The sequence below is a fragment of the Bradyrhizobium cedriense genome (assembly GCF_054602315.1).
Genome location: NZ_JBTSWB010000005.1, coordinates 736,835 through 759,536, shown reverse-complemented (window position 1 = coordinate 759,536; position 22,702 = coordinate 736,835). Strand labels below are relative to the sequence as shown.

Annotated in this window: 19 protein-coding genes; 5 read left to right on the top strand and 14 right to left on the bottom strand. The window is 65.6% G+C overall.

Annotation, left to right across the window (positions count from 1 at the left end; all coding sequences use genetic code 11):
* Positions 1 to 2: 2 nt before the first annotated feature.
* The gene (locus ACYCVF_RS24860; RefSeq protein ID WP_459603482.1) at positions 3 to 623 is read right to left on the bottom strand and encodes a TetR/AcrR family transcriptional regulator; all 621 of its coding nucleotides are present in this window, start codon (positions 621 to 623) and stop codon (positions 3 to 5) included.
* 233 nt (positions 624 to 856) lie between these two features.
* Here ACYCVF_RS24860 and ACYCVF_RS24855 point away from each other — a divergent pair, with 233 nt between their 5' ends.
* Positions 857 to 1,813, top strand: coding sequence for a homocysteine S-methyltransferase family protein (locus ACYCVF_RS24855; RefSeq protein ID WP_459603483.1), 957 nt, complete (start codon positions 857 to 859; stop codon positions 1,811 to 1,813).
* A gap of 56 nt (positions 1,814 to 1,869) precedes the next feature.
* On the opposite strand, the gene ACYCVF_RS24850 is transcribed toward ACYCVF_RS24855, so the two are convergent.
* From ACYCVF_RS24850 to ACYCVF_RS24815, 8 genes are all read right to left on the bottom strand, one after another.
* Positions 1,870 to 4,032, bottom strand: a complete 2,163-nt coding sequence (locus ACYCVF_RS24850) for an OmpA family protein (protein WP_459603484.1) — start codon at positions 4,030 to 4,032, stop codon at positions 1,870 to 1,872.
* Positions 4,033 to 4,218: 186 nt separating this feature from the next.
* Positions 4,219 to 4,461: a hypothetical protein gene (locus ACYCVF_RS24845; protein ID WP_459603485.1), complete on the bottom strand. Its 243-nt coding sequence runs from the start codon at positions 4,459 to 4,461 to the stop codon at positions 4,219 to 4,221.
* Positions 4,461 to 4,946, bottom strand: a complete 486-nt coding sequence (locus tag ACYCVF_RS24840) for a pyridoxamine 5'-phosphate oxidase family protein (RefSeq protein WP_459603486.1) — start codon at positions 4,944 to 4,946, stop codon at positions 4,461 to 4,463. The genes ACYCVF_RS24845 and ACYCVF_RS24840 overlap by 1 nt, the downstream gene beginning before the upstream one ends.
* Before the next feature lie 66 nt (positions 4,947 to 5,012).
* A complete protein-coding gene (locus ACYCVF_RS24835) occupies positions 5,013 to 5,399 on the bottom strand; it encodes a VOC family protein (protein WP_459603487.1) in 387 nt (128 codons plus the stop codon).
* 24 nt (positions 5,400 to 5,423) lie between these two features.
* The gene (locus ACYCVF_RS24830; RefSeq protein ID WP_459603488.1) at positions 5,424 to 6,248 is read right to left on the bottom strand and encodes an FkbM family methyltransferase; all 825 of its coding nucleotides are present in this window, start codon (positions 6,246 to 6,248) and stop codon (positions 5,424 to 5,426) included.
* Positions 6,249 to 6,477: 229 nt separating this feature from the next.
* The gene (locus ACYCVF_RS24825) at positions 6,478 to 8,430 is read right to left on the bottom strand and encodes an ABC transporter ATP-binding protein/permease (RefSeq protein WP_459603489.1); all 1,953 of its coding nucleotides are present in this window, start codon (positions 8,428 to 8,430) and stop codon (positions 6,478 to 6,480) included.
* Between the two features lie 52 nt (positions 8,431 to 8,482).
* On the bottom strand, positions 8,483 to 10,636 hold the full coding sequence (locus ACYCVF_RS24820; RefSeq protein WP_459603490.1) for a hybrid sensor histidine kinase/response regulator: 2,154 nt from the start codon (positions 10,634 to 10,636) through the stop codon (positions 8,483 to 8,485).
* Positions 10,637 to 10,984: 348 nt separating this feature from the next.
* Entirely contained in the window at positions 10,985 to 12,598 is a 1,614-nt protein-coding gene (locus ACYCVF_RS24815; RefSeq protein ID WP_459603491.1) for a GMC family oxidoreductase, read from the bottom strand.
* A 434-nt stretch (positions 12,599 to 13,032) separates the two neighbouring features.
* Between ACYCVF_RS24815 and ACYCVF_RS24810 the strand changes: the two genes are divergently transcribed.
* Positions 13,033 to 14,235 carry a GAF domain-containing protein gene (locus tag ACYCVF_RS24810; protein WP_459603492.1) on the top strand — a complete coding sequence of 401 codons (1,203 nt, stop codon included), beginning with the start codon at positions 13,033 to 13,035 and terminating at the stop codon, positions 14,233 to 14,235.
* Here the strand turns inward: ACYCVF_RS24810 and ACYCVF_RS24805 are convergent, their stop codons facing one another.
* The 4 genes from ACYCVF_RS24805 to sdhC form a co-directional block, all read right to left on the bottom strand.
* Entirely contained in the window at positions 14,236 to 15,018 is a 783-nt protein-coding gene (locus tag ACYCVF_RS24805) for a succinate dehydrogenase iron-sulfur subunit (protein WP_459603493.1), read from the bottom strand. It lies immediately after the preceding gene.
* Positions 15,019 to 15,126: 108 nt separating this feature from the next.
* Positions 15,127 to 16,962, bottom strand: a complete 1,836-nt coding sequence (gene sdhA / locus ACYCVF_RS24800) for a succinate dehydrogenase flavoprotein subunit (RefSeq protein WP_459603494.1) — start codon at positions 16,960 to 16,962, stop codon at positions 15,127 to 15,129.
* A 3-nt stretch (positions 16,963 to 16,965) separates the two neighbouring features.
* Positions 16,966 to 17,382 (bottom strand): succinate dehydrogenase, hydrophobic membrane anchor protein, encoded by a 417-nt coding sequence (sdhD, locus tag ACYCVF_RS24795; protein ID WP_459603495.1) that lies wholly within the window; start codon positions 17,380 to 17,382, stop codon positions 16,966 to 16,968.
* The gene (sdhC, locus tag ACYCVF_RS24790) at positions 17,379 to 17,777 is read right to left on the bottom strand and encodes a succinate dehydrogenase, cytochrome b556 subunit (RefSeq protein WP_459603496.1); all 399 of its coding nucleotides are present in this window, start codon (positions 17,775 to 17,777) and stop codon (positions 17,379 to 17,381) included. The genes sdhD and sdhC overlap by 4 nt, the downstream gene beginning before the upstream one ends.
* 509 nt (positions 17,778 to 18,286) lie before the next feature.
* Between sdhC and ACYCVF_RS24785 the strand changes: the two genes are divergently transcribed.
* The gene (locus tag ACYCVF_RS24785; RefSeq protein ID WP_459603497.1) at positions 18,287 to 19,147 is read left to right on the top strand and encodes a sulfite exporter TauE/SafE family protein; all 861 of its coding nucleotides are present in this window, start codon (positions 18,287 to 18,289) and stop codon (positions 19,145 to 19,147) included.
* Between the two features lie 183 nt (positions 19,148 to 19,330).
* On the opposite strand, the gene ACYCVF_RS24780 is transcribed toward ACYCVF_RS24785, so the two are convergent.
* A complete protein-coding gene (locus ACYCVF_RS24780; RefSeq protein WP_459603498.1) occupies positions 19,331 to 20,860 on the bottom strand; it encodes a malonate--CoA ligase in 1,530 nt (509 codons plus the stop codon).
* Between the two features lie 86 nt (positions 20,861 to 20,946).
* Here ACYCVF_RS24780 and ACYCVF_RS24775 point away from each other — a divergent pair, with 86 nt between their 5' ends.
* Positions 20,947 to 21,708 carry an SDR family oxidoreductase gene (locus tag ACYCVF_RS24775; protein WP_459603499.1) on the top strand — a complete coding sequence of 254 codons (762 nt, stop codon included), beginning with the start codon at positions 20,947 to 20,949 and terminating at the stop codon, positions 21,706 to 21,708.
* A gap of 292 nt (positions 21,709 to 22,000) precedes the next feature.
* Positions 22,001 to 22,555, top strand: coding sequence for a fasciclin domain-containing protein (locus ACYCVF_RS24770; RefSeq protein ID WP_459603500.1), 555 nt, complete (start codon positions 22,001 to 22,003; stop codon positions 22,553 to 22,555).
* The last annotated feature ends 147 nt before the right edge of the window (positions 22,556 to 22,702 follow it).

Below are 22,702 nucleotides of genomic sequence, written 5' to 3'. Positions count from 1 at the left end.
GTTCACGATGAGGGAGTCGGCGCGAAGACCAGCTTCACACAGCTGCGGAAGAGCAGGATCTGCCGCTCCAGCCGTTTCGGATCGTTGAGTGTCTTCGACATGATGATCGCTCCGTCGACCACGCACGAGATCATCTCTGCGAGATCGTCGAGTTCGATCGACTCGCGCGGCGGATAGACTGCCGCGATGCCGTCGAGGATGGTGCGGAAGTGCGCATTCCAGCTCCGGACCGACTGCGCGGTCAGGTCGCGAACCTCGCGGTCGAACAGGCGTTCCTGATAGCAGATGCTGGCGATCAGGCAGCCGGGATGGCCGTTGGGAAGATCGGCCATGACCTCGGCCAGCAGCTTCAGCGAGATCAGGAACGATTGTAGCGGATCGTCCGAGAGCTCGCGGCCACGCTGGAAGATTTCCTCGAACAGGCGATCGTTCGTGTCCACATACCGGCGCAGCATCTCCCGCGCGAGCGCGTTCTTGTCCCTGAAATGATAGAAGAAGCCGCTTTTGGTCAGTCCTGCCTCGGCGATGACCTCGTCGATCGAGGTTGCGCCGAAGCCCTTTGCGAGCACCGCCGCTTCCGCGATCTCGAGAATGCGTTCGCGCGTCGCTTCGCCCTTTCCCATCGCTCCCTCCAAAACCATACCAACGGTGCGGAATCTGCCGAGCGGGACAACCACGCCGGTCCGGCTGGTTCACGCAAGTCTTTGATTTGTATCCGTTTGCGGGCGGAAGTTCAGCCGCACCATCAGGCCTCTAGAGCAGCGCGACATTATGCGGCACCAGTTTGCCCGAGACCGAAGGCGGGCATGACGCGACCGAACGAAGGGAGCGGCCCGTGCAAATGAGGGAGCGATCAATGGCCAGATACAGAGACGCCCTGCCGCAGCACCGCGGCGGCATTTTCCTGACCGACGGCGGCATGGAAACCACCCTGATCTTTCACGAGGGACTGGAGCTGCCCCACTTCGCGGCATTCGTGCTGCTCGACAGCGCAGATGGCCGTGCCCATTTGAAGCACTACTACGAAGCCTATCTCCGCATCGCGCGGCAGCATGGACTCGGCTTCGTGCTCGACAGTCCGACCTGGCGCGCCAATCCTGATTGGGCCGCCAAGCTCGGCTACGATGCCGCCGCGCTCAAGGCCGTCAACACGGGTGCCATTCGCTTTCTCGACGAATTGCGCGGCGCATGGGAGTCGCCTCGCACACCATGCGTGATCAACGGCGCGATCGGTCCGCGGGGCGACGGTTACAAGGCCGGCAACATGGACGCGGCTGAGGCCGAAGCCTACCACTCGGCTCAGATCGCGGCCTTCGCCGAGGCCGGCGCCGACATGGTGACTGCGTTCACGCTGAACAGCATCAACGAAGCCGTCGGCGTGGTGCGTGCGGCCATGAACCAGAAAATTCCGGTTGCGATCTCCTTCACGGTCGAGACCGACGGCCGGCTCGTCAGGGGAGAGTCCTTGCGCGAGGCGATCGAAGCGGTCGACGCCGCAACGGAGCGCGCATGCGAATATTTCCTGATCAACTGCGCGCATCCGACTCATTTTGACGGCGCGCTCGCGGCCGGCGAATCGTGGGTCCAGCGCATCCACGGCATCAGGGCCAATGCATCGGTGAAGAGCCATGCCGAGCTCGACGAGTCGGAGGCGCTCGACAGCGGCGATCCCGTCGATCTCGGCCGCCGTTACCTCTCGCTCAGGCGCGCGTTTCCGCAAATGCGGATTCTCGGCGGCTGTTGCGGTACCGATCATCGGCACGTTGCGGCCGTTTGCGAGGCCTGCCTGCCGTCAGAAGCGATGAGTGCGTAATACAAAATGAAATGGCCGGGATCGCTCCCGGCCATTTGCGTTCGTGTGCTTGTGCCTCAGCGCGGCGGCGCGGTGCCGGGCGGGGGCGGCGGCAGCGAGGCCTGGCCGCCGTTGAGCAGCGGCGTGATGTTGCGGATGGTCACGCGACGGTTGATCGCGCTCGGCCCTTGCGTCTGCTCCTTCAGATACTGCTCGCCGTAGCCCTGGGACGTCAGGTTCTCGGCGGGCACGCCGAACTGCTGCGTCAGCAATTCGGCCGCGGACTGCGCTCGGCGGTCCGACAAAGAGAGATTGTCGACCTCGTTGCCGACCGCGTCGGTGTGTCCCTCGATCAGGAATACCTCGCGCGGATTGCGCTGGATCGCCTGGTTGAGGCCGTCGGCGATCACCTGCAGCCGGGCGGCCTGGTCCGGCGGGATGGTCCACGATCCCGTCTCGAAGATGATCGTGTTGACGTCGATGCTCGGCATCTGCATGCGAACATTGGGGCTGTAGCGGATCTCGTCGAGCGAGTAACGCCGATCGATCCGCTGCACGGGCGGCGCCACCATGGTCTGGTAGATGACGTCAGGCGACGCTTCCTGGGCGTCGACGATGTAGCGATCGTAGGGGATGTTCACCACCGGCGGCGGCACGTCGACATAGAAGCCGCCGACCGCGCGCGGATCGCGGTAGGTGTTGTCGATGATGATGACCTCGCGCCCGCGGGGATCCCTGCGGATGCGCCGCATCAGCCGACCATCGGCACCGACCACGGTAATGATCTCGCTGCCATCGGGACGAATCACGACCGTGCGGGTTTCGCCGCCGACCGTGTCGGTCCGGATGTCGCGAGCGCCATACCGGAAGCGATAGAGATCGTTGCCGCGGACATAAGCCTGCCCGCCCGGATCGCGAATGATGATGCGGTCCGGCTCGGTGTAGACGGTGCGTCCGCCTTCGATGGTCTCGCGTCGCTGGCTGTGGAGATCGGCAATGGTGGCGCCGATGACGGCGCCGGCCACCACGCCTGCTCCGATCGCGAGCGGCGTCAGGTCACGCTGTGGCGGACGCGGCGCCGGCGGCAAGGGCGCTGCGACTGTCGGCGCGGCCCGGAAGGCCGGCGAAACCGTGGGCGTAGCGTATTGCTTTCTGTCCGGCGGCGGCGTTGCGGCCGCCGAACCGGGGACGACGCTCGGCGCCGCGGCGCCGGCGGGAGGTGCCGGCGGCCTGGCCGGGGCACCAGCCTGTGGCGGCACAGCCGGAGTCCCGGCTGCGGGCGCGCCGGCCGGAGGTGTTCCACCCTGTTGACCCGGGGTCGGCGATGGTGTCGCGCCGGGGGCCGGCGGCGCTGTCGGAGTGGCCCCGGGAACTGGCGTCGCCGTTGGAGCAGGCGCGGCACCGGGCGTCGGAGATCCGGCCGGTGGGGGGGCGCCGGGACGTCCGGGCGGCGGCGTGCCGGGGCGGCCAGCCGGCGGTGCACCAGGCGTGCTGCCGGGAGCCGGGATGGCGGTTGGCGCAGGTGTTGCCGTCGGTGCGGGTGTCGTTGTCGGGGCAGGCGTTGCTGCTGGCGCCGGGGACCCCGGGCGCGCCGCAGGCGCACCGGCTGGAGGCGGCGCCGCCGGCGTCGGTGTCGCCGTGGGCGCAGGCCGTCCCGCTGGACCCGCCGCCGGAGGTGGCGGTGGAGTGGCCGGGCGTGCCGCAGGAGGAGGTGCCGCCGGCGTGGGCTGCGGAGCCGCCGCGGCCGGCGGTGCCGGGGGTGTCGGAGCCGGACGTGCCGCTGGCGGTGCCGGAGGGGTAGGAGCCTGACGTGTCGCCGGCGGCGGAGTTGGAGCGTGTTGCTGCGGAGCCGCGGCCGGAGGCGGCGAAGGCTGCTTCGGAGCGGCCGGCGGAGGTGGCGGCGGGGGCGCCGGACGCGCCGCAGGCGGAGGCGGCGGCGGAGGAGCCGGGCGGGCCGCAGGGGGAGGCGGTGGTGGCGGCGCGGCGGGGCGCGGCGGTGCGGCTGCAGGCGGAGGCGCAGGAGGCGGTGCAGCCGCAGGGGGTGGAGCGGCCGGGCGCGCGGGCGGAGCGGCCGCGGGCGGTCCCTTCGGCGGCTGCTTCGGTTTTCCGTCAGGGCCCGTCTCTGGCTGGGCCTGTGCGACGACGAGCGGCGGCGCGCTTTGCGCATGCGATGCGGAGCTTGCGATTTGCATCGCGGTCAGAGCCGTCGTTGCAAGCAGCACGAAACGAAGGTTGGTCATGGTGGCGAACTTCCCCGGAAGGTTCTTTGACGAAGTGTTGGGATGAACAGCTACGCGTTAGGCCGCATTGTGGCGGGCACAACGACCGCGGCTCGATTTATTTCTGCACGCAAATCACCTCACTATGGTGACGTTCATTGCGCATTCAGACGCAGCTTGCAATCGCCGCGCGTGTGATTGGCGATCTCATGCGAGATCCCGCGGCGAACTTGCGTCCGTCGCAGGATTGGGCGTGAGCGGTCCGTTCGGTCCGCGCGATGGAATCTCCTCAGGCATGCGGCCCGGCAATTCGTCCGGCCGCGGTGCTTCGCCGGGCTCGCGCACCGGCGGTGCGATTTCAGGCTGCGGATTGCCAGGCGGGATTCCGGGCGGCGGCTCGGTCGGCGTGCCGGGCGTCGCGGGCGGAATCTCGGGCGGCTCGATCGGCATCACATCGAGACCTTGCGGTTCTCGCCGATGTCGGGGCGCGTATTCGTGACCGCCGCGGCCGCCATCTTCACATAGGAGATCACCGTTCCCGGCGAATCCCAGAACTCGGCGTCGTCAGGCGTGACCTTGAGCACGCGAATGTCGGGGTCCTCCGCAGAGTCCCACCACGCCTTGGCCGGCGTCGAGAACAGCTCCTTGATCTTGCCCCGGTCGTTCGAGACGACGGCCGTGCCGGTCAGCGAAACGTATTTCTGGCTGCCGGCATCTGCGAATGAGAGATTGATCGAAGGATTGCGCGCGATCTCATCGTCCTTGTGACGCCGAGCATCGGTCAGGAAGAAAATCGTGTTCGCATCGCGATCGAGATATGCGCTCATCGGCCGCGCGCGGAGCTTGTCACCGTCGCGCGTGACCAGCATCGCGAATCCGATCGTCTTCATCAGATCCCAGACGCGATCAACGTCGCGGGCATTGTCGTTGGCCATGTCGTGCTCCTTGTTGCAAGGAACGATAACGGCCTGCCTGGAACGATGTTCCTGCTGGAATCCTTCCTATTCCGGCGCGTGGCAGACGGCCTCGATATTGTGGCCATCGGGGTCGAGCACGAACGCGCCGTAGTAGTTCGCGTGGTAATGCGGGCGGATGCCGGGCGGACCGTTGTCGCGGCCGCCGGCCGCGATCGCCGCCTTGTAGAACGCATCGACCGTGGCGCGATCCTTGGCCGCGATCGCGATATGCACCGGCTTGTTCATGGCGCCCTCGGCGCCGAACCAGAGGTCCGGCTTGCCCTCGGCGCCGAAGCCGGCGGCCGCGGCGTGTCCGGTCTGCTCCGCCGTCACTTCCATGATCAGGCCGTAGCCGAGCGGCGCCAGCGCCTTGGCGTAGAACGCTTTCGCGCGCTCATAGTCGGAAACGGAGAAACCCAAATGGTCGATCATCATAACCTCCGCAGGTCGTTCCCGTCAGCGTGACAGGAAGGTATTGCTCCGCGTCTTGCGCGCAATCGCATAACCGCGCGCGACCATGTCGGCAATGCAATCCTGCCGCCATTCGTTTTGTGACAGATGTTCGATCACCACGGCGCGCGGCCACAGCAATTGCGGTGCGTCGCGGAAGAAACCGATCAGCACGCGGTCTTCGAAGCCCTCGACGTCGATCTTCAGCGAATCCACCTGCTTGACGCGGGCCTCTTGGAGAATGCGCGTCAGCCGCAGCGACGGGACCCGGATGGCATCAGTGCTGGCCGTGCCGGTGACGACGTGCGTGGCACCGAGATTGTCGCCGCCGCTCTCGATCATCAGCTCGCCGTCGCTGTCACCCGCGGCCGCCTGCACCAGGTGCACCTGCGCCGCTTTCGACGCGGCGTGATTGAACGAGAGCCGCGCAAACGTCAGCGGATGCGGCTCAATCGCAACCACCTTGCCCATGGGGCCGACCTGGCGCGCCATCACCAGCGCAAAGGTGCCGACATTGGCGCCGACATCGACGAACGTGCCGCCCGCCGGGGTGTGCTCGCGCAGGAAATCGAGCTCGTCGAGATTGTAGTCGGGATTGAACAGCGCGCCGCGCTCGGTCGCGCTGCCCTGGTGATAGAAGCGGAACGAGGCGCCCTGGTATTGCACGTCGATCGGGCCGCCGCGCAGCAGGTTGACCAGCCGGGACATCCATGGCCGGAACGCGCCGCGCTTCAGGCCCGAGCGCTGAGCGAGACGGATGATCGCGCCCTGCGCTGCATTCGGCGCAAACGAGCCGAACGGCGCGGACGAAGGGGCATTGTCGGTCGTCAAGCAGGCAGTCCTCGTTGCAAGCGGCGCATGCATAGCCGGTTTTGATGAGGACTCCAACGCTCGATCACAGGTGTCGTCCCGGGGCGCGAAGCGAGCCCGGGGTCCATAACCACAGGATGGAGTGTGACGCGAGACGACCGTTCCGAGTCTCACCAGATTGCTGCCTGTGGGTCTGGTCTCGGCTCGGCGCGCTTGGGGCGTGCTTGTCCGGGGCCACCTAGAGCGAGCACTACGCCTTTTTCCCCGCGGCCTTCTGGCGCAGGAAGCGGCCGAGCAGCTTGCGCTTGCCCTTGCGCGGAATCAGGTCGATGTCGCTGACGAGCTTGGCGCCGCCCTTGCGCCGCTCCAGCACGATCTTGCGGCTGTGGAAGGCCTCGAGCTCGGCACGATGCGCGACGCTGACGATGGTCGCTTTCGGCAGCGCGTCGGTGACCGTCTTCATCATCCTGTCCTGGCTCTTCTCGTCGAGCGCCGAAGTCGCCTCATCGAGCACGACGATGTCGGGGCTGTGCAGCAGCAGCCGTGCAAAGGCGAGGCGCTGCTTCTCGCCGCCCGACAGCGTCTGGTCCCACGGGGCTTCCTCCTCGATCTTCTCCTTGAGATGATCGAGCCCGACCTTGTGCAGGGCTTCGCCGATCTCCTCGATCGTCCAGTCGTCGGCCGCGCCGGGATAGGCCACCGCGCGGCGCAGGGATCCCGAGGGCACGTAGGGCCGCTGCGGCAGCATGAACAGACGTCGGTCGGGATGAAAGTTGACGCTGCCGCCGCCCCAGGGCCAGAGCCCGGCGATGGCGCGCACCAGCGTGCTCTTGCCGGTGCCGGATTCGCCGGCGACCAGCAGCCGCTCGCCGGGCTCGATCACGACCTCGGTCTCGCCGACCACGGCGGTGCCGTCGTCGAGCGTGACCGAGAGATACTTCATCTCCAGCATCGCATCGTTGCTGGTCTCGCCGCGCTTGATGCGGCCGAGTCCGTCACCCCGCTCGGCCCGTTCGAGGCCGTCGAGCGACATCATCAGCGAGGCGATGCGGCGGGCGCACGCGTTCCAGTCGGCGAGCCGCGGATAATTGTCGACCAGCCAGCCGAAGGCGCCCTGCACGATCGTGAAGGCCGAGGCCGCCTGCATCACCTGTCCGAGCGTCATGCTGCCGTCGAGGAATTTGGGCGCACAGAGCAGGAGAGGGACCACGGGAGCAATGAGGCTGGAGCCCTGCGACACCAGCGTCGTGCGCATATGCTGGCCGGCGAGCCGTGCCCATTGCCGCAACACGCGCGTGAAATTGCGGTCGATGCCCTCGCGCTCTTCCTGTTCCCCGCCGAGCAGCGCGATGCTCTCGCCGTTCTCGCGCACCCGGGTCAGCGTGTAGCGGAAGTCGGCTTCCGCCTGGTTCTTGTCCTCGGAGACCTGCACGAAGCGTCGGCCGATCACCAGGATCGAGCCGGACGCGATCGCGGCGTAGAGGATCGCGGCGATCACCAGGAAGCCGGGAATGGTGATGCTGGACCCGCCGAGCGTCACGGTGAGCGCGCCGCCGATGGTCCAGAGCACGACGATGAAGGTCACGGCCGACAGCAGCGCGGAGGTGACGCCGGCGAGGAAATCGACCGGGGAATCAGTCGCGACGCGCAAATCCTCCGCGATCCGGTATTCGGGATTTTCGTGGTCGCCGCCGACGAGGTTGAGCTGGTAGTAGCGCCCGTTCTTGAGCCATCGCGTCAGCACGCTCGCCGTGAGCCAGGCGCGCCAGCGCCGCTGGATGCCCATGCGTGCGAACACCTGCGCCACGCCGAGCACGATGCTGCCGATCGCGAGCGGGAAGAACACCGCGGTGAGATGGAAGACGCTCGCCGCATCGCGCTTTTCGATCGCATCGAAGATCGCGCGATTCCAGACATTGATGCCGTATTGGAAGCCGACGGTCAGCACGATGAGCACGCCGAGGCCGATCGATAACGGCCAGGCGAGGCGATCACCGCTGCGTCCCCAGAAGCCGCGTGCGCTGATCCAGAACCGGGTCAGCAGATAGTCCTTGCGGGCCTGCTCGGCCTCCTCGCGCGACAGTTCGGGATCGGGTTCGAGCAACTCGGGGGGCGGCGGCGCCACGTCATCGCCATTCTCGCCTTTGATCTCGACAATGGGCGGCTTCTTGCCCTGTTCGCGCTTTGCGGCCCGCTTGTGCATGAGCGGACAACGCGAAGAAAATCAAACGGTTCCCTCGGGTTCCACCGGCGGATCACTCGGCGGCGCCGTCCCGGACGCGCCGCAGCCGCGCGGCTCGGTGCAGAACCCGCGACAAGTCTTCAATGGAATAGGGCTTCTGCACGAGATCGAAGCCGGCCGCGCCCTCCTGCGACAGGGCCTGGCTGTAGCCCGTGGTCAGCACGACCGGCACGCCGATGCCGCGCTCGCGGATCGCTTGCGCCAGATCGAGTCCGGTCATTCCGGGCATCACCACGTCCGAGAACACGACGTCGAAGCGATCCGCATCGACGACGAGCTCGGCGAGCGCATCGGTTGCATTGTCGACCAGCGTAATGCTGTAGCCGAGCTCGGTGAGGCCATCGCCGGCGAAATTGGCAAGCTCGATATTGTCCTCGACCAGCAGCACCGACATCCCGCTGCCGGCCACCGCCGGCGCCGTGTTGGGCGCCTGACGTTGCGGCAGCAGGTCCGGCGGCACGCGCGGCAGATGGAGCGAGAAGGTGCTGCCGTGCCCCACCTCGCTCGTGACGGTCACCTCGCCGCCTGACTGCCGGGCAAAGCCGAACACCTGGGACAAGCCGAGGCCGGTGCCCTGGCCGACCTGCTTGGTGGTGAAGAACGGCTCGAAGATGCGTCCCAATCGGGCGGCAGGAATGCCGATGCCGGTGTCGCTGACGGTGACACGGACGAAGCCGTGCTGTCCCAGGGACTGTTTGGCTGAAAGGTGCGCTAGCGTGTCCGGAGCGCTCGTCGTGGCCTCGACCTTGAAGATGATCCTGCCCTTGCCCTGCATGGCATCGCGCGCGTTGCTCGCCATGTTGATCAGCGCCGTCTCGAACTGGCTGGCATCGGCATTGACGAGACACGGCTCCCGCGGCAGCCGCATCACGATTTCGACCGCCGGTCCGAGCAGCGTGGCGAGCATGTCGCGCAGCGACTCCAGCCGCGCGCCGACGTCGAACACTTCCGGCTTCAGGGTCTGGCGCCGCGCAAAGGCGAGCAGCTGCGAGGTCAGCTTCGCTGCCCGCGCCACCGAATCGCCGATGGCCGTGATGTAGCGCTGCCGCCGCTCTTCCGTCAGTTGCGGCCGGTTCAAGAGGTCGACCGAGGCGCGGATCACGGTCAGGAGGTTGTTGAAGTCGTGGGCGACTCCGCCGGTGAGCTGCCCGAGCGCTTCCAGGCGCTGGCTGTGCTTGAGCGCCTCCTCGGCCTCCCGCCGTCTTGCAGCTTCTGCCTGAAGGTGCTGGGTGCGCCGGAACGCGAGCGCCAGCAGCAGAAACAGCAGCGCGGTGGCGGGAATGCCGAACACCAGATGCTGGCCGATGGTGGCGAACCAGCGTGCGCGGATCGCCGAGGTCTCCAGCCCGGCGCTGACATAGATCGGATATTCGGCGAGGCGCTTGTAGCCGATGCGCCGCTCGATCCCGTCCGAGGGCCAGGCGACGGTGATGAGGCCGTGCTTGGGATGAGCCGCGATCGTCTGGCCCACCGGTCCGGTCGGATCGAGCCGAACGTCGCGGTCAATCCGGGGAAAATGCGTGAGCATCGCGCCGTCGGTGCGTCCCATCGCGAAGAAGCTGCCGGGGTCCGATCCGATTCTGGCGTAAAAACTCTCGAAATATTCCGGCAGGACCGAGGCCTGGATCACGCCGATGAAGGTGCCGTCATCGGAGTCGCGGCGCCGGCTCACGCCGAAGAAGCGTGCGCCCTGATAGGGCGGCCTTGGCGTCAGCGCGGTGCCGATGAAGGTGCCGACGCTCTGGTCGATATGGGCATAGAAATAGTCGCGGTCCGCAAAGCTCAGCTCCGGCGGCGGCGAGGCGAGGCTGTTGACCAGCGCCTTCCCGTCCGCGTCGAAGATCCATGCCGATTTGAGCTGCGGCAACGAATCGGTCAGGCGCTTCAGGCGGCGGTGCAGGGCCGGCTCGCGCGAGACGATGACGTCGTCGGGAAGCGCGCGCACGACCTCGTTGAGCTCGGCGAGGCTGCGGTCGATGGTCTCGAATACCTTGAGCGCGTGCTCATGCGCGACGTCGAGGGTACGCTCGATCTCGCGGTCGGCGATGTCGCGGGTCGATGTGTAGGAGATCGTTGCGGTGATGGCGAACAGCGCAACCGGCAGCGCCAGGGATGCAGCCATCATCCACTGCAAAAGCCTTAGCGAATTGCGATGCACGCCCTGCACGGCTCCGGTCCCTGATCGTAAGCTTAACCGAATTTCGCGCCAGGAAGGAAGCAGCTTGTGGCTCTAACCACGGGTTGCAGTCTCATTAATTCGCGCGCCTCGCGGGCCGAGGAAGATTCTACTCAAATTGCGCCCGACGGACGGGGTTCTTTCCCAGACCAGCCTGGCTGCACGTATGACACTGTGCTTGTCGGGATGGGCGTTTCCTGCGGTTCCAGCCGCCCGCCAGCCGAGCTTCTGGCGGCAGCCACCCCTCATCTTCGGACAAGGGACGGCTCGTTCGCGTAAAATGCGGAGCGATGGAGCGGGCTCGCACATCGCCTGTCTTTCGCGCCACCAGAGTGGCGGTCAGATATCGTGCTCGTCGCGCAGCGCGCGGGCCGCCTTCTCCCCGATGATGACGCACGGCGCCATCGTGTTCCCGGTGGTGATCCGCGGCATCACCGAGCCGTCGGCGATGCGGAGACCGTCAATGCCGTACACCCTGAGCTTGCTGTCGACCACGGACATCGCATCGCGTCCCATCTTCGCGGAGCATGTCTGGTGCCAGTAGGTCACCGCCGAGTCGCGCACGAAGCGTTCCATCTCGGCGGCGCCGAGAGGGCCAGGCATGCTCTCGCGCGCCACCAGCGGCTCGAAGGCGCGGGTATTGCCGAGCGCGCGGCAAACCTCGACGCAGGCGATCGCCGTCTTCACGTCGTCAGGGTGCGACAGCATGTTGGCTTCGATCCGCGGCGTTGCCAGCGGCTCCGCGTTTCGGAGACTGACCCTGCCTCGGCTCTTCGGCAAAGCGAGGCCGGCAAACATCGTCCAGCCGTGGGCAGGCGCCCGGACAGCCGTCTCGGGGCTCGGCACCGGGAATTCGACCTGGCAGAACAGCAGGTCGGGAGTTTTGAGCGCGCGATCGGATTTCCAGTAGAGCGTCGCCGCGTTGCCGGTGTTGCGCGGTGCGATCGGCTCGCGATACTCCCAAATGCATCCGAACGACACGTGATCCTGGAGGTTCTGACCGACACCGGGCAGGTGCTGGACCACGGGAATGCCAAGCGGTCGGAGTTCTGCCTCATCGCCGATGCCGGAACGCATCAGCACGGACGGCGTCTGGATCGCTCCGAGCGCGAGTACGACCTCCCGTGTCGCGTGCATCCGCAGGAGCCGGCCGTGACGTACAGCCTCGACGCCGACAGCCTTCCCGCGCTCGATCAGGATGCGGGAGACTTGCGTGCCGGTCAGCAGGGTGAGATTGGGCCGATCGAGAAATGGATAAGTATAGGCGCGGAAAATGGAGTTGCGCCTGCCATTGCGGACGAGAATGTCTGTGACGGCGCAGCCGCCTTCGCTCTCCATCATTTCACCGTTGGGGCTTTCATAGGTCGGAATGCCGATCTCCTTCGCGGCGCCGAGCATAGCCAATGCGGCCGGGCCGGGATCGGGTGACGGCTGCACGAAGACGGGGCCGCCGGTGCCGCGATGGCGCGCATCAGGCGGGCCTTGCCAGTTCTCGATCTCCCGGAAGATCTTCGAGACCGCGTCGTAGCCCCAGGATTGATCGCCCGCTTCTTCGGCGAAAAAATCCCAGTCGCTGCGGTGACCGCGCGCCCACAGCATCACGTTGATGCTTGACCCGCCGCCGAGAACCTTGCCCATCGACATCGGAAGCGCGCGCCCGTTCAAATGCGGGTTGGGCTCCGCGACAAAGCCCCAGTCGGTCGCGCTGCCGAGGTTGCCCGGCCATGCCGACGGCTCCATGACGGTCGGCACCTCGTCGCTTTCTCCTGCTTCGATCAGCAGGACTGTCACGGACGAATTTTCGGCAAGGCGCCGCGCGACGACCGAGCCCGAGCTGCCGGCGCCGCAGACGATGAAGTCGTAGCTGCCGCGAGGATTTTCGCTGAGCCGGCGCTGATTGACGGCAACGCGGTCAGCAAACTCCGGAAGATCAGAGGGCAGAAAGTCATTCATGGGGATACTCCAGGCAAGTGGGCGACGCCGGGGGAACACAACGTTCCGGACGGACGCCGAAGAGGAAGATGAAGGCCACCGCCAGCGGAAAGGCTGAGGCCGGCAGAGGGCGTCACGGATCGCGCCGTTCCCGCAGTTGAGGTCTCGTGGCTTGCTTGGCCGAGTCGCGGCTCTGCTTGCGCGCTGACGACTCCTGGGCTTGGCGGGGAGCGCTTGGGCTAGGGCATGGTCTTCTCCTTCGGAAGGGATGGGGCTCGGCGATTCGCACCCGCCAAGCAGCGCAGAACAGATCTATCAGATTTATCAAATCTATCATATTCATCGAATTTATCAAAATAGGAGCTGCCTCCTCTTGTCAACAGGAGCGGGAGCACGACATTGTGAGGTCTGGGAGGAGGCCGGCCGGCGCGCGGTCGGGGGCAAAGATGGATGGTATGGCCAAGGAAATTCTGACGACGGCGGAGGCTGCCAAGATACTGGGCGTCTCGGTCCGCACGGCTCAGCTTCTGATCGAAGGCGGATCGATCCCTTCCTGGAAAACCCCGGGAGGCCACCGCCGCGTCTACCGCCGCGACGTTCTCGCCGTGATATCTGGCCCCGGCGAGCCGCCGATGTTTGCTTCCGCGCGGGTGATCGTCATTGCGCGCCCGGAGCGCATCGCCGACTACGAAGCGGCTCTGGCGAAGGTGAGTTACTGTGTCGTCGAGGGTTACACCGACATCTACGCGGCACTGCTTGCGATCGGCGCTCGGCTGCCGGCGGCGATAGTGATCGAAAGTGAGCCATCGGATCCCAGCAGATTGGCCCTGCTGGAAAGCCTGCGCTCCGATCCAGCGCTCGGGCGCACCCAGATCCTGGTTGTCGGCCGCTCGGCCGCAGGAGGGCAGATCGGCGCGGTCGGGCTCGATACCGCGATGACACGCTTCATCGACGAATTGCCTGAGTTACCCCAAGCGATAGAAATCGCGATTCGGGGCACCGTCGAGTCCTCCTTCCCGTTCGGAACGCCGCCTTCGTTCCCCTTCCCGGAAAATGAGGGCCAGCGGCTTCTCGCGCTCGAACGCTCCGGCCTTGTCGACACGCCACCGGAGGATGCTTTTGATCGCTTGACCTGGTTGGCGGCGCGCAGCCTCGACGCGCCCGTCGCACTGCTGACGCTGCTCACCCCGACACGGCAATGGTTCAAGTCGCGCTACGGGCTCGAGATGGTCGACACGCCGCGCAGCTGGGCGTTCTGCAACTACACCATTCTGCAGAGGGATATCATGGTCGCCGAGAACCTCGCGACCGACCCGCGCTTCGCGGAAAATCCGGCCGTGACCGGGAAACTGGGGTTTCGGTTCTATGCCGGCTGCCCGGTGGTCGACCCCGACGGCTTCACGCTGGGTTCACTTTGCGTGATCGACACCCGGCCGCGCACGCTGGACGAGACCCAAAAGCAGATCCTTGCCAATCTCGCCGCGCTCGCCTCGGACGAGATCAAGCTGCGCGCCACGGACCGCCAATTGCGCTGGACGATCGAGCAGGGGTCCGCAAAAAAAGGCGCGGCAGCAGCGTCAACCCAACCCGCCATCGAGCGCGTCGCGGAGCATCAGCAGAGCACCGCGAGAACGAAGGCGGGTATCACACAGCGCTAATCAGATCTGGCGCTCGACCATCTTGAGCTTGAGCTCGGCGATGGCCTCCGCCGGATTGAGGCCCTTCGGGCAGGCCTTGGCGCAGTTCATGATGGTGTGGCAGCGGTAGAGGCGGAACGGATCCTCGAGATTGTCGAGCCGCTCGCCGGTCGCTTCGTCGCGGGAATCGGAGACCCAGCGATTGGCCTGGAGCAGCGCGGCGGGGCCGAGATAACGCTCGCTGTTCCACCAATAGCTCGGGCACGAGGTCGAGCAGCAGGCGCACAGGATGCACTCGTAGAGGCCGTCGAGCTTCTCGCGGTCCTCGTGGCTCTGGCGCCATTCCTTCTGCGGCGTCGGCGAGGTGGTCTTCAGCCACGGCTCGACCGAGGCGTACTGGGCGTAGAAATTGGTGAGGTCGGGAATGAGGTCCTTCACGACCGGCTGATGCGGCAGCGGGTTGACCTTGACCGCGCCGTCCTTCACGTCGTGCATCGAGCGGGTGCAGGCGAGCGTGTTCTGGCCGTCGATGTTCATGGCGCAGGAGCCGCAGACGCCTTCGCGGCAGGAGCGTCGGAAGGTCAGCGACGGGTCGATGTGGTTCTTGATCCAGATCAGGCCGTCCAGCACCATCGGACCGCAATCGTTGGTGTCGACGTAATAGGTGTCGACGCTCGGATTCTTGCCGTCGTCGGGGTTCCAGCGATAGACCTTGAACTCGCGGAGCTCGGTCGCGCCCGCAGGCTTCGGCCAGGTCTTGCCGCCGGTGATCTTGGAGTTCTTCGGAAGTGCGAATTCAACCATTGCTCTAACCTTTCGTCATTCCGGGGCGATGCGCAGCGTCGAACCCGGAATCTCGAGGTTCCGGGTCTGGTCCTTCGGACCAGACCGGAACGACGGCCTACTGTTCGATCAGTACACGCGCGCCTTGGGCGGGATGTACTGCACGTCGTTGGTCATGGTGTAGTTGTGAACCGGTCGATACTCGATCCTGACCTTGCCGGCATCGTCGAGCCAGGCCAGCGTGTGCTTCATCCAGTTCTTGTCGTCGCGCTCGGAGAAGTCTTCGCGGGCGTGGGCGCCGCGGCTCTCGGTGCGGTTGGCGGCCGAGTTCATCGTCACCACCGCCTGCGAGATCAGATTGTCGAACTCGAGCGTCTCGACGAGATCCGAATTCCACACCAGCGAGCGGTCGGACACGGCGATGTCGCTGATGCCGCTGTGGACCTTCTGGATCAGGTTCTGGCCTTCGCTCAGGACTTCGCCGGTGCGGAACACCGCGCAATTGTTCTGCATCACGTGCTGCATGCCTTCGCGGAGCTTCGCGGTGGGCGTGCCGCCAGAGGCGTAGCGGAAATGGTCGAGGCGGCCGAGCGCCATCTCGGCCGAGTTCGCCGGCAGCTCGGGCTGCTTGCCGTTGGGCGTGAGCTTCTCGGCGAGGCGGAGCGCCGCGGCGCGGCCGAACACGACGAGGTCGATCAGCGAGTTGGAGCCGAGGCGGTTGGCGCCGTGCACCGAGACGCAGGCGGCTTCGCCGATCGCCATCAGGCCGGGGATCACTGCGTTGTCGTCGCCGTCCTTCTTGGTCAGCACCTCGCCGTGATAGTTCGTGGGGATGCCGCCCATGTTGTAATGCACGGTCGGCACGATCGGAATCGGCTCGCGCGTCACGTCGACATTGGCGAAGATTCTTGCCGATTCCGAGATGCCCGGCAGGCGCTCGGCAAGCACGGCGGGATCGAGATGGTCGAGGTGCAGGAAGATGTGGTCCTTCTTCTTGCCGACGCCGCGTCCCTCGCGAATCTCGATGGTCATCGCGCGCGAGACGACGTCACGCGAGGCGAGATCCTTCGCCGAGGGCGCATAGCGCTCCATGAAGCGCTCGCCCTCGGAATTGACGAGATAGCCGCCTTCGCCGCGCGCGCCTTCGGTGACGAGGCAGCCCGAGCCGTAGATGCCGGTCGGATGGAACTGCACGAACTCCATGTCCTGCAGCGGCAGGCCGGCGCGCAGCACCATGCCGCCGCCGTCGCCGGTGCAGGTGTGCGCCGAGGTGCAGGAGGCGTAGGCGCGGCCATAGCCGCCGGTCGCGAGGATCACGGTCTGGGCGCGGAAGCGGTGCAGCGTGCCGTCGTCGAGCTTGAGCGCGATGACGCCGCGGCAGGTGCCCTGGTCATCCATGATCAGGTCGATGGCGAAGAATTCGATGAAGAACTCGGCCGCGTGGCGCAGCGACTGGCCGTACATCGTGTGCAGCATGGCATGGCCGGTGCGGTCGGCGGCGGCACAGGTGCGCTGCGCCTGGCCTTTGCCGTAGTCCAGGGTCATGCCGCCGAACGGGCGCTGGTAGATCTTGCCGTCCTCGGTGCGCGAGAACGGCACGCCCCAATGCTCGAGCTCGTAGACCGCGTCGGGCGCGTTGCGCACCATGTATTCGATCGCGTCCTGGTCGCCGAGCCAGTCCGACCCCTTCACGGTGTCGTACATGTGCCAGCGCCAGTCGTCCTTGTGCATGTTGCCGAGCGAGGCGGAGATGCCGCCCTGCGCCGCAACCGTGTGCGAGCGGGTCGGAAACACCTTGGTGATGCAGGCGGTGCGAAGGCCCGCCTCGCTGCAGCCGACCACGGCGCGCAGGCCCGCGCCGCCGGCGCCGACCACGACGACGTCGTAGGTGTGGTCTTCGATCGGGTAGGCTTTGCCGTTGGTGGCGGGAGCGCCGTTGCCCGTGCCATTCGTTGTGGCGGCCATGGGTTACACTCCGGAAGAAAGTTTCAGGATCGCATAGGTCGAGGCGAGCGCCACCGCGATCGAGAAGAAGTTGTTGAGCATGATCGCGGTGAGCTTCAGCTTCTCGTTATGGACGTAGTCCTCGATCACCACCTGCATCCCGATCTTCATGTGCCAGGCGCTGGCGCCGATGAAGAGCAGGAGGATCACCGCGATCGGAAGCGAGCCGAGGATCTGCGCGGCGCCGGCCTGATTGCGGCCGAGCAGCATCATCACGATCACCACGACCGGAATCATCAGCAGCGTCATGGCGACGCCGGTGATGCGCTGGCGCCAGAAATCGGAGGTACCGGAATGGGCGGCGCCGAGACTGCGCACGCGGCCGAGCGGGGTGCGCATGGAGGGCGGCTTCGGGGAGCCGTGGGATTCGCTGTAGCTCATCGTCCGCCTCCGATCGCATAGGCGATGATCCAGACCAGCACCGTCAGCACGATGCCGCCGATCAGCGCGCCCCAGGTCAGGGCTTCGCGCTCGTTGGCCTTGAAGCCGTAGCCGAGGTCCCACACGAAATGCCGGATGCCGCTCAACATATGGTGCATCAAGGCCCAGGTGTAGCCGAACACGATCAGGCGGCCGATGATGCTGCCCGTGAAGGCCTGGACATTGGCGTAGGCGGCCGGCCCGGAGGCCGCCGCGATCAGCCACCAGGCCAGCAGCAGCGTTCCGACGTAAAGGGCGACGCCGGTGGCACGGTGAACGATGGACAGCGCCATCGTCAGGGTCCAGCGGTAGGTTTGAATGTGCGGCGAAAGCGGTCGTTCGATCCGTGCGGTCATGGGCGGCTTTTGATGTTTGTTGCGGCCCAGCATGGGGCGCGCGGGGATCGCGAAAGGTCGGCTCTATTTACGGAGTCGATCTGGCCTGTGCAATCACCAAATCGCCATAAATCGAACGATGGTTCAGCTCTATGGCCTTGATGAAACAAGGCCAATCAGGGGCTTGGTATACCAGGCCATCGGTCCACCAAGAAATAAATGAATCTGAAATCACCTCTTGTCCGCCGTCGAGGCGCATTGAAATTACTATTGGAACGCCTCTAAGCGGCCGGCTTCGCACGTCATTCGAGCCGGTGAGTTCATGATGCCGGAAGCGGCCTGGGCCAACCGGAATCCCATCGCAAATTCCGCCGTGTGCACCGATTTTCCGTGCGGCGGCGGATATGCGCAAGCTGCATCCCACCCAACACCGCCGGGGCGGCGCGTCGACCCGGCAAGGCAGATCTCCTACAGCTGACCTGAAGCCGAATCCAGGTCGGCCTTTCGGAGGCGCAGCGGGGCGGTCGGGGGTGATGGCAGGTCTTGATATCAAGGAAATCGTCGAGCTGGCCCTGCTGCTGATCGCAACCGGCGCGCTCTCGGGGTTTCTGGCCGGCGTGTTCGGCATCGGCGGCGGCGCGATCCTCGTGCCGGTGTTCTTTGAGTGCTTCCGCATCGCCGGCGTGCCGCTCGAGGTGCGGATGCCGCTCTGCGTCGGCACCTCGCTCTGCGTGATCATCCCGACCTCGATCCGTTCGTTCCAGGCGCATTACAGGCGCGGCGCGGTCGACATGGCAATCCTGCGCTCCTGGTGGTTGCCGATCCTGATCGGCGTCATCGTCGGCAGCGCGGTCGCGCGCTTCGCACCGGAGCGGTTGTTCAAGATCGTCTTCGTCGCGGTCGCCTATTCCGCGTCTGCGCGCCTCATCTTCGTGCGCGCGGGCTGGAGGTTCGGCGAGGATCTGCCGAACGGCCCATTGATGCGCGCCTACGGCTTCTGCGTCGGAATCCTCTCGACGCTGATGGGAATCGGTGGCGGCCTGTTCTCGAGCCTCCTGATGACCTTCTACGGTCGGCCGATCCATCAGGCGGTTGCGACCTCCTCGGCGCTCGCGGTGTTGATCTCGATCCCCGGCGCGCTCGGCTACATCTATGCGGGCTGGCCGGCGGCGGCGACCTATCCCTCCGTCGCGGCGCTGCAAGCCCCGTTCGCGCTCGGCTACGTCTCGCTGATCGGCGCCGTGCTGGTGATGCCGATGAGCCTCGTCACCGCGCCGCTAGGCGTTAGGGCCGCGCATGCGATGTCGAAACGCACGCTGGAGGTGGCGTTCGGCTGCTATCTGTTGATCGTGGGCAGCCGGTTCGTGCTGAGCTTGTTGAGCGGGCAGTGATGCCTTGAGGCAAAGTGCGCACCACACATGTGGTGTCGTTGCCCGAGAAGGCGGGCAATCCAGTAGTCCAGAGGCAGCAGTGATTGAGCCGAGAGGTCGCGGTGTACTGGATGCCCGGTCAAGCCGGGGCATGACAGCGCGACGTGTGGATGCTCCCCATCGCAACACTACGCGAAGAGCCCGCTATTTCTTCGCGTAGATGTCCTTGTACGTATCCCGCAGCACGTTCTTCTGCACCTTGCCCATGGTGTTGCGCGGCAGCTCGTCGACGACGAAGACGCGCTTGGGCATCTTGAATTTCGCGAGGCGACCATCCAGGCCCTTCAGCACGGCCGCTTCATCGATGCCCGCGCCGGGCTGGCGCACCAGCACCGCGGTGACGCCCTCGCCGAAATCGGCATGCGGCACCCCGATCACGGCGGATTCGACCACGCCGGGCATGGCATCGATCTCGGTCTCGATCTCCTTGGGGTAGACGTTGAAGCCGCCGGAAATGACGAGATCCTTGCCGCGGCCGAGGATGTGGACGTAGCCCTTGGCGTCGATCTTGCCGAGGTCGCCGGTGATGAAGAAGCCGTCGGGCCGGAATTCGGCCTTGGTCTTCTCCGGCATGCGCCAATAGCCCCTGAACACGTTCGGGCCCTTCACCTCGATCATGCCGATCTCTTCGCGCGGCAGTTCCTTGCCCGTTTCAGGATCGGTGACCCGCACGGACACGCCGGGCAGCGGGAAGCCGACCGCGCCGGGCACGCGCTCGCCGTCGTATGGGTTCGACGTGTTCATGTTGGTCTCGGTCATGCCGTAGCGCTCGAGCACCGCATGTCCGGTGCGCGCCGACCATTCGCGATGGGTATCGGCGAGCAGCGGTGCCGAGCCCGAGATGAACAGCCGCATGTGCTTGGTCGTCTCGTGCGAGAGCGCCGGATTCTGCAGCAGACGGGTGTAGAACGTCGGCACGCCCATCAGCACGGTGGCGCGCGCCATCAGCTTGATGATCAGGTCCGGATCGAGTTTCGGCAGGAAGATCATCGAAGCGCGGGCGAACAGCGTCACATTGGTCGCCACGAACAGGCCGTGCGTGTGGTAGATCGGCAGCGCGTGAATCAGAACGTCCTTGTCGGTGAAGCGCCAGTAGCCGACGAGGCTCAGCGAGTTCGATGCGAGATTGTCGTGCGTGAGCATCGCGCCCTTGGAGCGGCCGGTGGTGCCCGACGTGTATAGGATTGCGGCGAGATCGTCGTTTTCGCGCGTCACCGTCGCGAATTCGCTGCTCGCCTTGTCGGCGGCCTCCGTCAGCGAGCCCTTGCCGTCGGGCCCGAGCGTCTCGACCCTCGCCTTGACCTTGGCGGCAATGGGGGCGAGGCCTTCGGCCTTGGAGGGATCGCAGACCACGAGCGACGGCTCGGCATCGCCGATGAAATAGTCGAGCTCGTTCAGCGTATAGGCGGTGTTCAGCGGCAGATAGACTGCGCCCGCCCGCACCGTGCCGAGATACAGCACGATGTTGGCGACGGATTTCTCCACCTGCACCGCAACGGGGTCGCCCGGCTTCACGCCGCGCGCGACGAGCACGTTCGCCATCTGCCCGGCCCGCGCGATCAGATCGCCATAACTGATGCGGGCGCCGTCATGCGTCTCGATCGCAAGGCGCTTCGGATCGGAAAGGCCATCGAACAGGCGGGAAAACAGATTGGCGTTGGCAGCTTGGTTCATGCAACATTCCTCGCCGGCAAAGGCCGGTCAAAACCGAGGGCTGGATTAGCAAAAACCGCCCCGCAGAAGCAACGGAGACAGTTTGCATGTCAAAAAACGGGAAACGCGTGGCATGGGTCACGGGTGGCGGCAGCGGGATCGGGGAAGCCGGCGCCGAGACGTTGGCCGCCGACGGCTGGACGGTCGTGGTCTCGGGCCGCCGCAAGGACGCCCTGGATACCGTGGTGGCCAGGATCACCGGGGCGGGCGGAGCGGCCGAGGCCATTGCGCTCGACGTCTCCAACGCGGCCGAGGCCCAGAAGGCGGCCGATCAGATCGTCGCAAGGCACGGTCGCATTGACCTCCTCGTCAACAATGCCGGCATCAATGTCCCCAAGCGCAGCTGGAAGGACATGGAACTGGAAGGCTGGGACAAGCTGGTCCAGGTCAATCTCAACGGCGTGCTCTATTGCATGCGCGCGGTGCTGCCGACGATGCGCAAGCAGCAGGACGGCACGATCATCAATGTCTCGTCCTGGGCCGGCCGCCACGTCTCGAAGATGCCGGGCCCGGCCTACACCACGACCAAGCACGCCGTGCTGGCGCTGACCCATTCCTTCAACATGGACGAATGCGTCAACGGCCTGCGCGCCTGCTGCCTGATGCCGGGCGAGGTGGCAACGCCGATCCTCAAGCTGCGCCCGGTGGTGCCGAGCGAAGAGGAGCAGGCGAAGATGCTGCAACCCGAAGACCTCGGCCGCACCATCGCGTTCATCGCCTCGATGCCGCCGCGTGTCTGCATCAACGAGCTCTTGATCAGCCCGACGCACAATCGCGGCTTCATCCAGACGCCGAACAACAGGGATTGATTGACCCGTCATTGCGAGCGAAGCGAAGCAATCCAGAAATGCGTCCGCGGAGACAGTCTGGATTGCTTCGTCGCAAGGGCTCCTCGCAATGACGGCGGATGGACCGATCACACGAACAGCCCGCCGGATAGTTTCAAGCATCACGATAAATTATTCCCCGAAACCCCATCGCAAACCCTCCCGTAGTTCTGACCAACGACGCGCTACTGGTTCACGTCAAACTGTCGCAGTTGCCGTTGTTGCCCAACTCAATGCCGGCCATTGCCGGCCTCAATTCAATCGGGAGATCTCCATGTCGAAGCGCATTGCCTATCTCGCTGCCGCCGCCTTCAGCGCCCTGGCCATCACCGCGTCCGTCGTCGCGCCGGCCAGCGCCGAGGAGAAGACCGTCATGGTCGGCGGCGCCGCGATGTTCCCGTCCAAGAACATCGTCCAGAACGCGGTCAACTCCAAAGACCACACCACCCTGGTGGCGGCGGTCAAGGCCGCGGGCCTGGTGCCCACGCTGGAAGGCAAGGGCCCGTTCACGGTGTTCGCGCCGACCAACGCCGCCTTCGGCAAGCTGCCGGCCGGCACCGTCGACAACCTGGTCAAGCCCGAGAACAAGGCGACGCTGACCAAGATCCTCACCTATCACGTGGTGCCCGGCAAGCTCGAGGCCTCCGACCTCAGCGATGGCAAGAAGCTGAAGACTGCCGAAGGCGAGGAGCTGACCGTGAAGAAGCAGGACGGAAAGGTCTGGATCGTCGATGCCAAGGGCGGCACCTCGATGGTGACGATCTCCAACGTCAACCAGTCGAACGGCGTCATCCATGTGGTCGACACCGTGCTGATGCCGGCGACGTAACACCAGGCGGTTCTGTTTCATCCCCGACAGGATGCTTGAGACGGCGAGCCGGGGCGTGCCCCGGCTCGCATTTTTGTGACCACGATAAGCTCGCGGTATCGATTCAATGCCGGACAGGGCGTAACGAAAGCGGAGACTTCGGCGTAT

Bases quoted from the DNA above. Each gene is read 5' to 3' on its own strand.
- ACYCVF_RS24860 (WP_459603482.1), bottom strand. From the start codon at position 623: ATGGGAAAGGGCGAAGCGACGCGCGAACGCATTCTCGAGATCGCGGAA.
- ACYCVF_RS24855 (WP_459603483.1), top strand. From the start codon at position 857: ATGGCCAGATACAGAGACGCCCTGCCGCAGCACCGCGGCGGCATTTTC.
- ACYCVF_RS24850 (WP_459603484.1), bottom strand. From the start codon at position 4,032: ATGACCAACCTTCGTTTCGTGCTGCTTGCAACGACGGCTCTGACCGCG.
- ACYCVF_RS24845 (WP_459603485.1), bottom strand. From the start codon at position 4,461: ATGCCGATCGAGCCGCCCGAGATTCCGCCCGCGACGCCCGGCACGCCG.
- ACYCVF_RS24840 (WP_459603486.1), bottom strand. From the start codon at position 4,946: ATGGCCAACGACAATGCCCGCGACGTTGATCGCGTCTGGGATCTGATG.
- ACYCVF_RS24835 (WP_459603487.1), bottom strand. From the start codon at position 5,399: ATGATCGACCATTTGGGTTTCTCCGTTTCCGACTATGAGCGCGCGAAA.
- ACYCVF_RS24825 (WP_459603489.1), bottom strand. From the start codon at position 8,430: ATGCACAAGCGGGCCGCAAAGCGCGAACAGGGCAAGAAGCCGCCCATT.
- ACYCVF_RS24815 (WP_459603491.1), bottom strand. From the start codon at position 12,598: ATGAATGACTTTCTGCCCTCTGATCTTCCGGAGTTTGCTGACCGCGTT.
- ACYCVF_RS24810 (WP_459603492.1), top strand. From the start codon at position 13,033: ATGGCCAAGGAAATTCTGACGACGGCGGAGGCTGCCAAGATACTGGGC.
- ACYCVF_RS24805 (WP_459603493.1), bottom strand. From the start codon at position 15,018: ATGGTTGAATTCGCACTTCCGAAGAACTCCAAGATCACCGGCGGCAAG.
- sdhA (WP_459603494.1), bottom strand. From the start codon at position 16,962: ATGGCCGCCACAACGAATGGCACGGGCAACGGCGCTCCCGCCACCAAC.
- sdhD (WP_459603495.1), bottom strand. From the start codon at position 17,382: ATGAGCTACAGCGAATCCCACGGCTCCCCGAAGCCGCCCTCCATGCGC.
- sdhC (WP_459603496.1), bottom strand. From the start codon at position 17,777: ATGACCGCACGGATCGAACGACCGCTTTCGCCGCACATTCAAACCTAC.
- ACYCVF_RS24780 (WP_459603498.1), bottom strand. From the start codon at position 20,860: ATGAACCAAGCTGCCAACGCCAATCTGTTTTCCCGCCTGTTCGATGGC.
- ACYCVF_RS24775 (WP_459603499.1), top strand. From the start codon at position 20,947: ATGTCAAAAAACGGGAAACGCGTGGCATGGGTCACGGGTGGCGGCAGC.
- ACYCVF_RS24770 (WP_459603500.1), top strand. From the start codon at position 22,001: ATGTCGAAGCGCATTGCCTATCTCGCTGCCGCCGCCTTCAGCGCCCTG.